The sequence below is a fragment of the Variovorax sp. PvP013 genome, assembly GCF_050435945.1.
Taxonomy (GTDB): Bacteria; Pseudomonadota; Gammaproteobacteria; order Burkholderiales; family Burkholderiaceae_C; genus Variovorax.
In genome coordinates this window covers 16,813-28,704 of record NZ_JBNDLF010000015.1, presented here as the reverse complement: position 1 = coordinate 28,704, position 11,892 = coordinate 16,813, and the positions used below count along the sequence as shown (strand labels likewise).

Here is an 11,892-nt window from a genome sequence, read left to right as displayed (position 1 = left end):
AGCACCTTGTGCAGGTGGTCCACCGAGCGGAAGAGGAACGGCATCGTGGGCACCTGGGTCTCCGCGCAGATGTTGTTCATCGGCGCGATGTTCACCCGCACCATCTGCAGCGCCCCGATCTTGGTCTGCTCGATGGTGTCCTTCTCCTGGCCCAGCGAGGAGTTGTTGAACACTTTGATCGTGTGCTTGCCTCCGGACAGCGCCTTGAGCCGCTCGCCCATGAACTTCACCGCCGTCACCGTCGGGTAGTCGTCCGGATGGATGTCCGCCGAGCGGAACTCCGTGGCCCCTCCCCACAGCGGAATCGATGCCGCGAGGGCGGTCAGGGCACGCAGGGTCTTCTTCATCGTCATGGCTTCGTCTCTCTTCGATTCAACTGGATTCAATATTCGATTCGACCGGATTCGATTCGACGTCGCAGGCTCAGTCGCGAGCGCGCGAATAGCCGTCGACGACGAACGCGCCCCCCTGGAATCGCGCGCTCAATGGATCGGGATGGGCCGCGACGTGCTCGACGGCCGACGCCCATGGCTCGGCGTCCTGGCGCGGTTGGTAGCCGATGGCGTTGGGCTGCGACACGTCCCAGTAGGCGCGGGTGTTGTTCGAGATGCCCCAGACCTCGGCATAGCCCACGTCCGGCGCTTCGACGGCGCAGCGGACCAGTTCGACCAGGTCCTCCGGACCGAGCCAGGTGCTCAGGTGCCGCCGGTTGGCCGGCGCCGGTTCCGCGCTGCCGATGCGCAGGCAGACCGACTCGATGCCGTGCTTGTCCCGGTAGAGGCGGGCCATGCCCTCGCCCCACATCTTCGACAGGCCGTAGAAGCCGTCGGGCCGGTAGGTCGCGTCGCTGCGCAGCGTCGCCTCGACCGGATGCATGCCGAAGGCGTGGTTGGAGCTGGCGAAGACCACCCGCCGCACGCCGTGGCGGACGGCGCCTTCGTAGACCTGGTGCAGGGCGACGAGGTTGTTCTCGATGATCTCGGGCAGGGGCCGTTCGACGCTCGTGCCCGCCATGTGGACCAGCACGTCGACGCCGTCGAGCAGGCGGTCGACGACCTCGGGCTCCCGGAGATCGCCGTGCATGACGTCCTCCGCGTCGTGGAGCCGCGACAGGGCATGGCGGCCGCCGCACGATCTCAGCGCATGGCCGAGCCGCGGCAGTTCGACGCGCAGGATGCGGCCGATGTTGCCCGACGCGCCGCTGAGCGCCACCTTCCTCGTCTCTTCGTTCATGTTTTCGAATCGCTATGCTTTGGAGCAACGAGTGTCGGCACAACGCCCGCGCCGATCCAATGCTCATTTGGCAAGGGGTCTTACGCAATTCGAAGGGAGGGTCGATGGACCTGAGACAGCTTTCCTCTTTCATCGCCGTGGCGGAGGAAGGACAGTTGAGCAAGGCCGCCGTGCGCCTGTGCCTGTCGCAGCCCCCGCTGAGCCGGCACATCCAGGCGCTGGAGGCCGAACTGGGCGTGCTGCTCTTCGAGCGCACCGCCACGGGCATGGAACTCACCCAGGCCGGCGCCGCGCTGCTGGAGGAGGCCCGCAACATCGAGAGCCTGGTGCGGCAGGCCACGCACAAGACGCGCCGCGCCGGCACCGGCCGCTCGGGGCACCTGCGCGTCGGCATCTACGGCTCGTCGATCTACGGCGTGGTGCCGCGCATCCTGCGGCAGTTCCGCCTGAGCTATCCGGAGGTCGAGCTCACGCTCCACTACGCCCAGACGCCGGCCCAGGTCCAGGCCCTGCGGCGCGGCCAGGTCGACATCGTCTTCGAGCGCATGGTGCCCATCGAGCCCGACATCCACGTCCAGCTCATCTGCCGCGAGCGGCTGCTGGTCGCCATGACGATGTCCCATCCACTGGCCGCGCGCGAGTGGATCCACATCGGCGACCTGCGCGACGAGACCTTCATCCTGGGCTCGGAGGTCACCGCGGCGTCGCGCGTGGTGGAGATCTGCCGCAAGGCCGGCTTCATCCCCCGGCTGGCCGAGCCGTCGAGCAACGTCGTGACCGCCACCCTGCTGGCGGCGGTGGGCGCCGGCGTGACGCTGGTTCCCGAGTCGATGGTCAACGTGCATTTCCCCGAGGTCGTCTACCGGCCGCTGTCGAACGACCTCGACCACTCGATGGACCTGCACTGCTTCCGCCTGAACAAACCCCCGCTGCCGCTGCTGGCCAGCCTGCTGGAGACCGTCGCGGCCTTCAGCGAACGGCAGGTGGACGGCGCGTCCGCCGCCGACCGGCCCGAGTGACGGCGGCGCCGCATCGACGAGGGGACGACGCTCTCCCGGCGCTCAGGAGCGCGTGCCGGCCAGCGTGAGCAGCGCGACGCTGCACGGCGGCAGGTCGACGGCGATCTCCGGTCCGCCCGGCAGCGTCGATTCGGTGCGCGTCAGGATGCCGGGCCTGTCCGTCGACTCCATCGGGTCGGTCGAGGACAGCAGGCTCAGCCGCGCTCCGGCGACGTCGGTTGCGCCGACCCGCAGCCGACCGACGCCGCGGCGCCGGGGGTCCTTGTTGATCAGCATCACGCGGATCTCGGCGCCCGAGGCCCCGGACGCGTCCGAGCGCGTTGCCAGCGCCTCGACCAGCGGCAGCGCGTCGACCGCGCCGACCTGGCCGACCGCCCTCACCCGCTGCGTGGACGCGCGCACCCGTGCCGTCAGCAGCCGGCCCTGGATGGCCTCGCCCGCCAGCTTCAACACCTCGTAGGCCGGCCGCGGCAGGCCGTCGGCGCGGATGGCGCCGAAGATCCAGTTGGCCGACAGCGACCAGTGGTTGGCCAGCAGCAGGTTCGGCGTCTGCGCGAACACCCGCAGCACGTCGGCGAGGTAGAGCGCGCCGGCCGGGCTGACGATGAGCTTGTCGATGGCGCCGCGCCCCAGCCCGAAGATCGGGCTGTACTCCGTGATCGCCAGCGGCAGGTCCTGCCCGGGGCGCAGTTGCGCCAGCAAGCGCGTCATGGCCGCCAGGTCGGCCTGCGTGGTCAGCGCACCGGCCATCGCGCCCCAGTACAGGTTCTCCCGCGACTCGCCGGCCTTGAAGGCGAAGGGCATGTAGGCGTTGTGCAGGCTCGCGTAGTCGAAACGCTCGTCCACCCGCGCCAGCACCGTGCGCGTGAAGCCCGGATGCGGCGTGACCGGGAGGCCCGAGCGCGTGTCGGAGGTCAGCGGCAGGCCGATCAGGATGCCGCCGTCGACCGCGCGCATGGCCGCGATGAAGCGGTCGGCGCGGCGGGCGTACTCGTCGGGCCGCAGGTCGATGTCGTCGCGCGACTGCTCCTTGAGGTAGGGCTCGTTGCCGATCTCCCAGTAGCGCACGCGCGGCAGCGGCCGCCCGGTGAGGCGCGAGACGGTCTTCCCGCGGTTGGTGAACGCGACCCAGCGCGCCGCCTCCTCCGGCGTGCCGGTGACCACGTTGACGGTGATCAGCGGCTGCGCGCCGACGAGATCGCACAGCTCCAGGAAGCGCCGCGTGTCCATCAGGGTCGGCTGGACCTGGCGGCTGAAGACGTGCTCGTTGGTCGCGGCCTCCCAGCGGAAGACGTCCGAGTAGGTGCCGCCCGGGTAGCGCAGCACCGTCGGCGCGAGCGCGCGGACGCGTTCGAGCATGGCCGGGGCGAAGGCGCCGTCCTTCGTCAGCAGGTCGTCGCCGCCGAAGGCCCAGCCGACGTTGCTGCCCAGGATGCGCCGGTTGACGGCGGCGCCGGGGGCCGGATCGACGTCGACCTCGAACGCGTGCGTCGCCTCGACGGGCCGGAACGCGGCCTCCTCCGAACAGGAGGCGCGCCCGAGCAGCGCGCCCGCACCGACGGCCAGGCACGACGCGGCGAGCACGCCGCGCCGGCGCAGGAGACCCGGGCGCCACGCCGCGTCGGCACGCGCCGACGCGCCATCGTCCGGCGGCGGCGGCGCCAGCCGATCGCGCCTCACTCCGCCACGCCCGCGGCGGCCGCGCCCTCGCCCGTGCCGCGGGTGACGCGCGACGGCGCCGCGGCCACGATGCCGCCGGCCGGCACGTCGCGCATGACCGTGGTCGACGGCCCCAGGCGGGCACCGTCGCCGATGTGTACGGCGCCCAGGACGACGGCGCGGATGGCCATCACCACGTTGTCGCCGACCACCGGCAGGCCCGGCCCGGCGCCGATGTCCTTGCCGTCGAAGCCGCCGCCGATGCCGCCGTAGCCCATGAACGTGAAGTTCTCGCCGATGTGGCCGCACAGCGTGACCGGACTGTGGCCGAGCAGGCAGCCGCCGCCGATCGACGTGGTGGGCTGGATCTCGATGCGCGTCAGGTAGGTGTTGACGAGGAACAGCAGGCGGCCGAGGTTGCGCCAGCCGTTGACATAGGCATGGCGCGACAGCCGGTAGAGGAACAGGCCGAGGAAGGTCGGCAGCAGGAACCAGAAGAGCTTCTTGGGCAGCGACGCGTCGTCCGCCATCGAGGCGAGGAGGCGGGCGTAGTCGCGGCGGACGTTGTGGCGGGTCTGCGCCCAGGTCAGGGGCGCGACGGCGTGGGCGGGAGGGGTGGCGTTGATGGATCGGTCCATGGAGGTCGAAGGCGTCGGGAGGATGAAGGGCCGGATCACCGGAGGGACTGGGCAGCGGGCACGGCGTCCGGCACGGACGCGGTGCCCGGGCGGTTCGTGACCAGGGCGAGGTCGGCGCGCAGGCGCGCGAGCGGATGGCGTCCCCACACGCCCAGCAGCACGACGGCGGCACCGAAGGCGGCGAGCGAGGCGAGCGCGGCGGCGACGGCGCCGTGGGCGCCGGCCCAGCGCAGGGCGGCGATGCCGCAGCCGGTCGCCAGGGCGAGCCGCGCCAGCAGCGGGGCCGTCGGCGCCAGCGCGAATTCGCGCCGGCTCCAGCGCAGGCGCCAGACCGTGCGCGCCAGCAGCCCCGCGACCACGGCCAGCGCGGCGCCCGTCGCGCCCCACAGCGGGATGCCCACGCACAGCCCGATCACCAGGCCGGCGAGACCGACGGCCAGGCAGCGCAGGTCCATCTTCTGGGCGTCGGCCGCGATCATGGTGGACGACAGCACGACGTCGGTGACCATGAGGGCCGAGGCGAAGGCCAGCCAGCCGAGCACCGCACCGGCGGCGGCCATCTCCGGCGGATAGAGCACGCCGATCACCCAGCCCGACAGCGCCGAGGCCGGCAACGCCAGCGCGAGCCCGGCGACCAGGCTGATGCGCACCACGACGTCGAGGGTCGGAGCGAAGCGCTCGCGCGCCTCCTTGAAATGGCGTGCCAGGACCGGCATCAGCACCAGCGCCATGACGGTCGGGATCATCAGCGAGGCCTCGTACAGGCGCGAGGCGGCGGCGTAGACGGCGACCTCGTGCAGGTCGCGCAGCCACGAGAGCACGATCACGTCCAGGCGCGTGACCAGGGCCGTGACGACGGCGATGCCCAGGAACACCGGCACCTCGCCCCAGTTGCGGCGCTGCAGGGCGCGCGTGACGAGGTTCCAGCGCGGCAGGCTCAGGCCCGGGTTGCGGGCGTAGAGCACCGCCGCCCCGAACCGCATCAGGAGCATGGCCGCGAAGATCCCGGTCAGGCCCCAGCCCAGGCGGATCGCCGCCAGCGCCAGCACCGAGCGCAGCAGGCATTCGACGAAGACGACGCGCGTGATGTCGCCGAACCTCTCCTGTCCGACCAGCACCGCCTCCGCGACGATCGTCCAGGCCGTGGGCACCAGCGACAGCCCGATCAGCCAGAACGACGGCGCCAGGTCGGCCGCGTGGCTCCAGGTGCCCCACAGGCCGACGCCCAGCGCGATGGCGAGCGCGACCGGCAGCGCGAACCAGAAGGCGTTGGCGATCTCGGCGGCCAGCCCCTCCGGATGGGTCGCCGCGCGCCGCATCACCGGCACCGACAGGCCCAGCAGCGGCAGCAGCTGCAGCAGGAAGAAGACGTTCATCAGCAGCGAGAAGCCGCCCAGCACCGGCGCCTCCACCAGCCGCGTCAGGGCCCAGAAGAGGCCGTAGTTGATCAGCGCGATGGCCAGGCGCGCGCCCATCGCCGACTTGAATGCGCGCGCGAGCGCGTTGCCTTTCTTCATGCGGCCCGCCTCTTCGTCGTTGCTGCGGCCTGGATGACCAGCGCCTGCAGCAGGCCCGCGCCCAGCCAGAACATGCCGATGCGGATGTCCGCGTAGTAGTTGTCGGAATTGAAGAACAGCGCCTGGCCGACGACCGACGCGCCCAGGCCGGTGGCCAGCGCGAACGAACCCGGATCCTTCCAGCGCGCCAGCGGCAGCAGCTGGCGGGCGAAGCGCCACAGCAGGTAGACGAAGAACAGCATCGCCGGCACGCCGAGCTCGGCGGCCAGCAGCAGGAAGTGGTTGTGCACCACCAGCTGGCGCAGGCTGAGCTGGTAGTCGTAGGAGACGTTGGCGAACAGCGGTGCGACATGCTCGAACGCGGCGCGGTTGTAGCCGCCGAAACCCACGCCCAGCAACGGGTGCGCCTTGATGATCGTGAAGGCCATGTCGGCCAGCAGCACGCGCGACTCCAGCGAGCGGTCGTCGGGCGCCGTCAGGCGCAGCAGCAGGTTGGGATAGGCCACCACCAGCACGCACAGCCCCGCCAGGCCGGCGAGCATCGCGAAGCCGAGCTGCCGGCGGGTGATGAGCCCCCGGTAGACGAAGACCGCCGTCACGACGAGCGCCGCGACCGCCGCGCTGGCCCAGCCGCCGCGCGAGAGGGTGACCAGCAGCATCGCCCCGCCGCCGGCGGTGGCGGCGACGGCCGCCCACCAAGCGCGACCCGGCAGCCGCCGCGGCCCCAGCAGCGCGAGCGCCAGCGCGGACGGCCAGACGACCACGATGTAGTGCGCGAGCGCGTTGGGATGGTTGAAGAACCCGGAGGGCCGGAAGGCCTTCGACTCGCCGCCGAAATTCAGCGTCGAGCCCGCGGCCACCCCCTTGGCGCCGGGCAGCAGCCAGGGCTGCCCGGTGACGACCTGCAGCATCGCGTGGGCGAACATGGCGCCCAGTCCCACCGCGCAGACCGCGAGGACCAACCGGAGGTCGGCCGTGTCCTCGATCGCGTGCGAGACCACGTAGAAGCCCAGCACCGCCAGGGAGTACGACATCGCCGTGCCCAGCGCCAGCACGCCCTGCTCGGAGCCCAGCGAGCGCAGCCAGATGAAGCCGACGAAACCCAGCGCCAGCCGGTCGAGCGCCGTCAAGTCCGGCCAGCCGCGCCCGGTCGCGAAGCGCCCGCCCAGCCAGGCCACCAGCAGGAGCAGCAGCACGACGTGCGCCGGCGAGACATACAGACCCGGCGAATAGAACGGCCCGATGGCGCCGTACTTGCTCACCAGAGGCGCGACGACGGCCTTGCTGATGTCCACCGGCGCGAGCAGGAACAGCGCCGCCAGCAGCGGCCGGTGCACGCGCCGAACGAACACGGCGCCCACGCCGGCGCCCAGCGCCCCGAGCAGGGCCAGGGTCGTCGGGACCGACGCGGTGGCCAGCGCCGCGAGCGTCGCCAGGACGACGATCGCCAGGCCGCCGCCGGCCCATCGCGCGCCCTGCCGGGCGCCGTGCATCCGGGTCGCCATGGCCGCTCAGTACCCGTCCATGCAGGCCAGGGTACGGCCGGGCGCGTGGTTGAGCACCACGCTGGTCGACGTCGGCACGCCGCTGCCGACCTGGGCCAGGCTGCGCTTGATGGCATGGGGCGGGGTGGTGCGCGAGTCGACCACCAGCAGCACCTGGTCGACATGGCGCAGCAGGGCCCCGCATTGCGCCACGGTCGTGCCGTCGATGACGCACACGCCGAAGCGCGGGCGCAGCGTCGCCAGGGCGCGGGCGACGTTCTTCGGCTGGAACAGGGCGGTCTGCTGCTGTTCCTGGCCGGCCGACATCGCGAACAGGCGCGTCGAGCGGATCGTCGGCGTGGCCTCGATCGGCAGCCCGGCGAGCAGGTCGGCGAAGCCCGGACCGCCCGACGTGCCGCCGATCGAGACCAGGCACACGTCGTCCTCGCCGAGTTCCGCCATGCTCTTGGCCAGCAGCCGGGCGACGAAGGTCTTGCCTTCGCCGGCCAGCGCGCTGGTCACCAGCACGACCGCGCCGCCGTTGTGGTGCCGGGGCAGCCGCTCCATCAGGGCGAGGGAGAGCCTCGACACCAGCAGATCGTCGGGATTCTTCATGACCGGGCGCTTTCGATGCGGTGGACGAGGGGGCGCGCTTCGCGCATCGAGGGCAGCGCCCCGAGCATGTGCAGGCCCAGCAGGCGCTCGACCTCGCGGCGCGTGCGCACGCGCGGCTGGAGCAGTTCGCGCAGGCCGGCCAGCAGCAGGCCCAGCAGCAGTCCCGCCACGGGACCGGCGATCAGCGGCAGCTTGCTGCGGGCGCCGTCGCGGTTCTCCGCCTCCGGCCGGGTCGGCGGCGAGACGACGATGCGGCCGTCGAGCGCGGCCGGCGTCAGCGCCATGTACAGGTCGATCTGGCCGAGCTTGCGGCGCAGCTCGACATACTGGTCCTGGGCGATCGCGCGCTGGCGCTCGAGCTGGTTGAAGGTCGAGGAGTTGGTCGCGCTGGTGCGCATCTGCGTGGCCAGGCGTGCGCGCACCTCGCCCAGGCGCTGCCTGAGCCGGACCACGCTCTCGGTCTGCTCGGTGAAGTTCTCGCGCAGGGCGTCGAGCTGGCCCTGCAGGTCCAGCACCTGCGTGACGAGCTGCGAGGTCGCGGTCTCGTTGGCGTTGCGGCCGGCGTCGCGCCGCGCCTGCCCGGTGCCGCCGAGCGCGGCGGTGGTCGTCGACGAGGCGAATTCGGGCTGCGCGCTCTCGCGCACGGCCAGCGCCACCATGGCGTCCTCGATGGTCTTGAGTTCCTTCTTCGACTGGGCGATCTCGGCCTGCAGCAGCCGGGTGGTCTCGGTGCCCAGGCCGCGGTTCTGCTGGGTGCTCACGCGCAGGTAGGTCTCGAGCACGCCCTTGAGGGCCCGCGTGGACAGGGCCGGGTCGGTGGTGGCCAGGGCGATCTCCAGCACGTTGGAGGTCGTCTCGGCCGTCTTCGAGCGCACCGGCTCGACGCTGAGCGCGGCCAGGAAGTCGCTCACCACCTTGGCCGGGAGCTCCGGCTCCGGCTCGGCGAGTCCGAGGCGCTGCGTGAGCGGCGCGACCAGCGCCTTGAGCCGGACCAGCGGCGAGGCCGGCAGGCTGGCGCCGTCGATGCCCAGCGCCGCCACCACCTCGCTCGCGCTCGCGCGGTTGGTGATCAGCGCCATCTCCGTCTCCAGCTTGCGGCCGACGGGCTCGGCGATCTGCGATTCGCGGTAGGCCGCGATGCCGGAGAGGAAGGACGGCGTGCCGAGCTGGTCGGTCTGCACCAGGATGCGGGCCGTGGAGACGAAGACCGGCTTCTGCAGGCGGTACACGCCGAAGGCCAGCGCCGAGACGATCGCCACGCTGGCCGCGATCGGCCAGACGTTGCGCCGCAGCACGGCGGCGACCTCGCCCGGGGTGAGCGACGGCGGCCGGGGCGGTCCCGACAGGGGGAACAGGATGGAGTCGGTGGTCATGCGGGGAGGAACGTTCACGGGCGGTAGGTGTTGCCGTTGATGAGGTAGCTGGCGCCCAATGCGCTGTTGCGCAGGAACGGCACCAGGTTGAAGACGTTCTGGTTCAGGGTGTCGGCCAGGTTGGCGACGCCGGACTTCGGGATGACCACCACGTCGTAGGGCCGCAGGACCATGTCCTGATCCGGCGAGCGCGTGACGCTGCCCTCGAAGGCGCGGTGGATCACGTCGACGCTGTTGTCCGGCCGGCGGCGCAGCACGACCAGCTGCATCGAGTCCCCGCTGGGCAGCTGGCCGCCCGACTCGACGACCGCCTGCAGCAGCGAGAGGCCGGGCCGGTAGGCCAGCGTGCCGGGCTTGGCCACCTCGCCGCCGACGAAGACCTGCGGCATCTGGAAGCCGCGCACGATGATCACCGGATCGAGCCCGCTCAATCCGGCGCGGCCCCGGCCCTCCGCCGTGCGCACGTTCTGCGAATTGACCGTGCGCGCGATCACGGCCAGCTCGGGCCGGCGCAGCCACCGCGCATAGCGCGCGACCAGGTCGCGCTGAAGCTCCTCGGGCGACAGGCCCTCGGCCTGCACCGTGCCCACCATCTGCAGCTGGACCCTGCCGTCCGGCCGGATGCGCACCACCTCGTTGAACTGCGCGGTGAACGGGAACTTGATCTCGATCTCGTCGTTCGGGTGCAGCAGGTACTCGCGCCGCGAGGCGCTGCCGGCCATCGTCTCCATGCGCGCGCGCAGCTCGGCCTGCACGTCCTCGACCGTGCGCCCCTGCATCCGCAGCTCGCCGATGGGCGGCAGGCTGGCCGAGCCGTCGGGGCGGATGCGCACGGTCTGGTTGAACTGGCTGGCGTCGGTCACGCGCAGATCGAACTCGTCGCCCGGCGAGAAGGTGTAGGGCGGCGGCGCGGTCTCCGCCGCGCGCTCGCCCGGGAACACCGGCCCCAGCGGGATCGGCCGCGCGGGCGTGTCGATGGGCGGGGTCTGCGCGCAGCCGGCCAGGCCGGCCAGCACCAGGATGACGGCCAGGCCGGCGAGGCGCCGCCTGGGTCCGCGGAGGGAGGTGGAGATCGGCGTCTTCATTGGCTGACCTCCCCTTCCTGCCCCTGCGGTTGCGCGTGCGGCCCGTGCGACAGGGCGTGGCGCGGCCACGACGGATGGCCGTGGGCCCAGACGCGGACCTCGTCGAGCAGGGATTCGTAGGCCGAGAGCACGTCGCCCCACGCGAAGGTGTCGTACACCCGGTCGAGCGAGCGCTGGCCCATGGCGATGCGGCGCGTCTCGTCGCCCAGCAGCCGGTCGAGCGCCTCGCCGCAGCTGCGCATGTCGTGGAAGTACTCGGCCCCCTCGCCCGCCACCCAGCGGTTGAACGGGTTGTCGTGGGCCAGCACGGCGTTGCCCGCGCCCATGGCCTCGAGCAGCGACGGGTTGGTGCCGCCGACGCGGTGGCCGTGCACGTAGAGCAGCGAGTGGATGCGCAGGGCGTGCACGATGGCCGGGTCGTAGATGGCGCCGGGGAAGAGCACCTCCTCGCTCGCCGCCGCCATCACCGCCGCGTGGTAGGGCATGCGTTCGGGCATGAACTTGCCCAGCACGACGAGCCGGCAGTTGCGCGGGCGCGCCGAGAAGGCCTGCACGATCTCGAGGATCGAGTTCTCCGGCTCGGGCCGCGCGATGACCGTGAGGAATCTTCCCGGCGCCAGGCCGAGCGCGTCCAGCGCCTCGCTGCCCGTCGGCTCGGGCAGCGTCGCGCCGTAGGGAATGGTGGTGATCTTGCGGGCGGCGACGCGCGATTCGAGGTGCCGGGCGATCTCGGGGTGGTCGGCCACCAGGTGCGTCGCGCCCAGGCAGCCGGCCCAGTCGTTGGCATACAGCCAGGTGCGCGCGGCCCAGCCCCACTTCTGGCGCATCCACTCGATGCCGTCCATGTTCATGACGTTGGGAATGCCCGCCGCGCGCAGCCGCAGGCCGAACGCCGCCGTGTTGTAGCCCAGGGTCAGCACCACCGAGGGCCTGTCGCGCAGGGCGTGCGAGATGCAGGCCCAGTCGAAGCGGATCGTGTTGACGGCGGTGTCGCTGCCGACGCCGACGTGGACGCGCCGGATGCCGTTCCAGTAGCTTTCGTAGGTCTCCAGGCGCTCGTCCTCCTGGCAGTACACGGTGACCTGCCAGCCGGCGGCCACGAGGTACGGCGCCAATCGCTCGGCGAAGGTCTCGAAGCCGCCGTGCCGGGCCGGCAGACCGCGGATGCCCATGATCGAGATGCTTTTTGAGGTGGACTTTTGTTTTAAGTTGGAGTTCATGCGCATTCGTTCATCGAAAGGACCGGAAGGCTCGGCAGCGCGAAGCGCC

The 11,892-nt window shown here is 71.8% G+C and carries 11 protein-coding genes; 1 reads left to right on the top strand and 10 read right to left on the bottom strand.

What is annotated here, in order from left to right:
- On the bottom strand, window positions 1-347 hold a 347-nt coding region (gene dctP / locus ABID77_RS21945), incomplete at its 3' end, for a TRAP transporter substrate-binding protein DctP (protein WP_429600549.1).
- 76 nt (window positions 348-423) lie between these two features.
- Window positions 424-1,233 carry an NAD-dependent epimerase/dehydratase family protein gene (locus ABID77_RS21940; protein WP_429600548.1) on the bottom strand — a complete coding sequence of 270 codons (810 nt, stop codon included), beginning with the start codon at window positions 1,231-1,233 and terminating at the stop codon, window positions 424-426.
- Between the two features lie 104 nt (window positions 1,234-1,337).
- On the opposite strand from ABID77_RS21940, the gene ABID77_RS21935 reads away from it, so the two are divergent.
- Entirely contained in the window at window positions 1,338-2,252 is a 915-nt protein-coding gene (locus ABID77_RS21935) for a LysR substrate-binding domain-containing protein (RefSeq protein WP_429600546.1), read from the top strand.
- Window positions 2,253-2,294: 42 nt separating this feature from the next.
- Here the strand turns inward: ABID77_RS21935 and ABID77_RS21930 are convergent, their stop codons facing one another.
- The 8 genes from ABID77_RS21930 to ABID77_RS21895 are packed head-to-tail and all read right to left on the bottom strand — an operon-like array spanning window position 2,295 to window position 11,843.
- Window positions 2,295-3,932 carry a hypothetical protein gene (locus ABID77_RS21930; RefSeq protein WP_429600545.1) on the bottom strand — a complete coding sequence of 546 codons (1,638 nt, stop codon included), beginning with the start codon at window positions 3,930-3,932 and terminating at the stop codon, window positions 2,295-2,297.
- A complete protein-coding gene (locus tag ABID77_RS21925; RefSeq protein WP_429600543.1) occupies window positions 3,929-4,549 on the bottom strand; it encodes a hypothetical protein in 621 nt (206 codons plus the stop codon). The genes ABID77_RS21930 and ABID77_RS21925 overlap by 4 nt, the downstream gene beginning before the upstream one ends.
- Before the next feature lie 35 nt (window positions 4,550-4,584).
- Window positions 4,585-6,066 carry a lipopolysaccharide biosynthesis protein gene (locus tag ABID77_RS21920; protein WP_429600541.1) on the bottom strand — a complete coding sequence of 494 codons (1,482 nt, stop codon included), beginning with the start codon at window positions 6,064-6,066 and terminating at the stop codon, window positions 4,585-4,587.
- Window positions 6,063-7,571 carry an O-antigen ligase family protein gene (locus tag ABID77_RS21915; RefSeq protein ID WP_429600540.1) on the bottom strand — a complete coding sequence of 503 codons (1,509 nt, stop codon included), beginning with the start codon at window positions 7,569-7,571 and terminating at the stop codon, window positions 6,063-6,065. Before ABID77_RS21915 ends, ABID77_RS21920 begins: the two co-directional genes overlap by 4 nt.
- A 6-nt stretch (window positions 7,572-7,577) precedes the next feature.
- Entirely contained in the window at window positions 7,578-8,165 is a 588-nt protein-coding gene (locus tag ABID77_RS21910; RefSeq protein WP_429600538.1) for a hypothetical protein, read from the bottom strand.
- On the bottom strand, window positions 8,162-9,538 hold the full coding sequence (locus ABID77_RS21905; RefSeq protein ID WP_429600536.1) for a Wzz/FepE/Etk N-terminal domain-containing protein: 1,377 nt from the start codon (window positions 9,536-9,538) through the stop codon (window positions 8,162-8,164). Before ABID77_RS21905 ends, ABID77_RS21910 begins: the two co-directional genes overlap by 4 nt.
- Window positions 9,539-9,552: 14 nt before the next feature.
- Window positions 9,553-10,623 (bottom strand): polysaccharide biosynthesis/export family protein, encoded by a 1,071-nt coding sequence (locus ABID77_RS21900; RefSeq protein ID WP_429600535.1) that lies wholly within the window; start codon window positions 10,621-10,623, stop codon window positions 9,553-9,555.
- Complete coding sequence (locus ABID77_RS21895) at window positions 10,620-11,843, bottom strand: DUF1972 domain-containing protein (RefSeq protein WP_429600534.1); 1,224 nt, start codon at window positions 11,841-11,843, stop codon at window positions 10,620-10,622. The genes ABID77_RS21900 and ABID77_RS21895 overlap by 4 nt, the downstream gene beginning before the upstream one ends.
- Window positions 11,844-11,892: the final 49 nt, after the last annotated feature.

Bases quoted from the DNA above. Each gene is read 5' to 3' on its own strand.
- ABID77_RS21940 (WP_429600548.1), bottom strand. From the start codon at position 1,233: ATGAACGAAGAGACGAGGAAGGTGGCGCTCAGCGGCGCGTCGGGCAAC.
- ABID77_RS21935 (WP_429600546.1), top strand. From the start codon at position 1,338: ATGGACCTGAGACAGCTTTCCTCTTTCATCGCCGTGGCGGAGGAAGGA.
- ABID77_RS21925 (WP_429600543.1), bottom strand. From the start codon at position 4,549: ATGGACCGATCCATCAACGCCACCCCTCCCGCCCACGCCGTCGCGCCC.
- ABID77_RS21920 (WP_429600541.1), bottom strand. From the start codon at position 6,066: ATGAAGAAAGGCAACGCGCTCGCGCGCGCATTCAAGTCGGCGATGGGC.
- ABID77_RS21915 (WP_429600540.1), bottom strand. From the start codon at position 7,571: ATGGCGACCCGGATGCACGGCGCCCGGCAGGGCGCGCGATGGGCCGGC.
- ABID77_RS21910 (WP_429600538.1), bottom strand. From the start codon at position 8,165: ATGAAGAATCCCGACGATCTGCTGGTGTCGAGGCTCTCCCTCGCCCTG.
- ABID77_RS21905 (WP_429600536.1), bottom strand. From the start codon at position 9,538: ATGACCACCGACTCCATCCTGTTCCCCCTGTCGGGACCGCCCCGGCCG.
- ABID77_RS21900 (WP_429600535.1), bottom strand. From the start codon at position 10,623: ATGAAGACGCCGATCTCCACCTCCCTCCGCGGACCCAGGCGGCGCCTC.
- ABID77_RS21895 (WP_429600534.1), bottom strand. From the start codon at position 11,843: ATGAACTCCAACTTAAAACAAAAGTCCACCTCAAAAAGCATCTCGATC.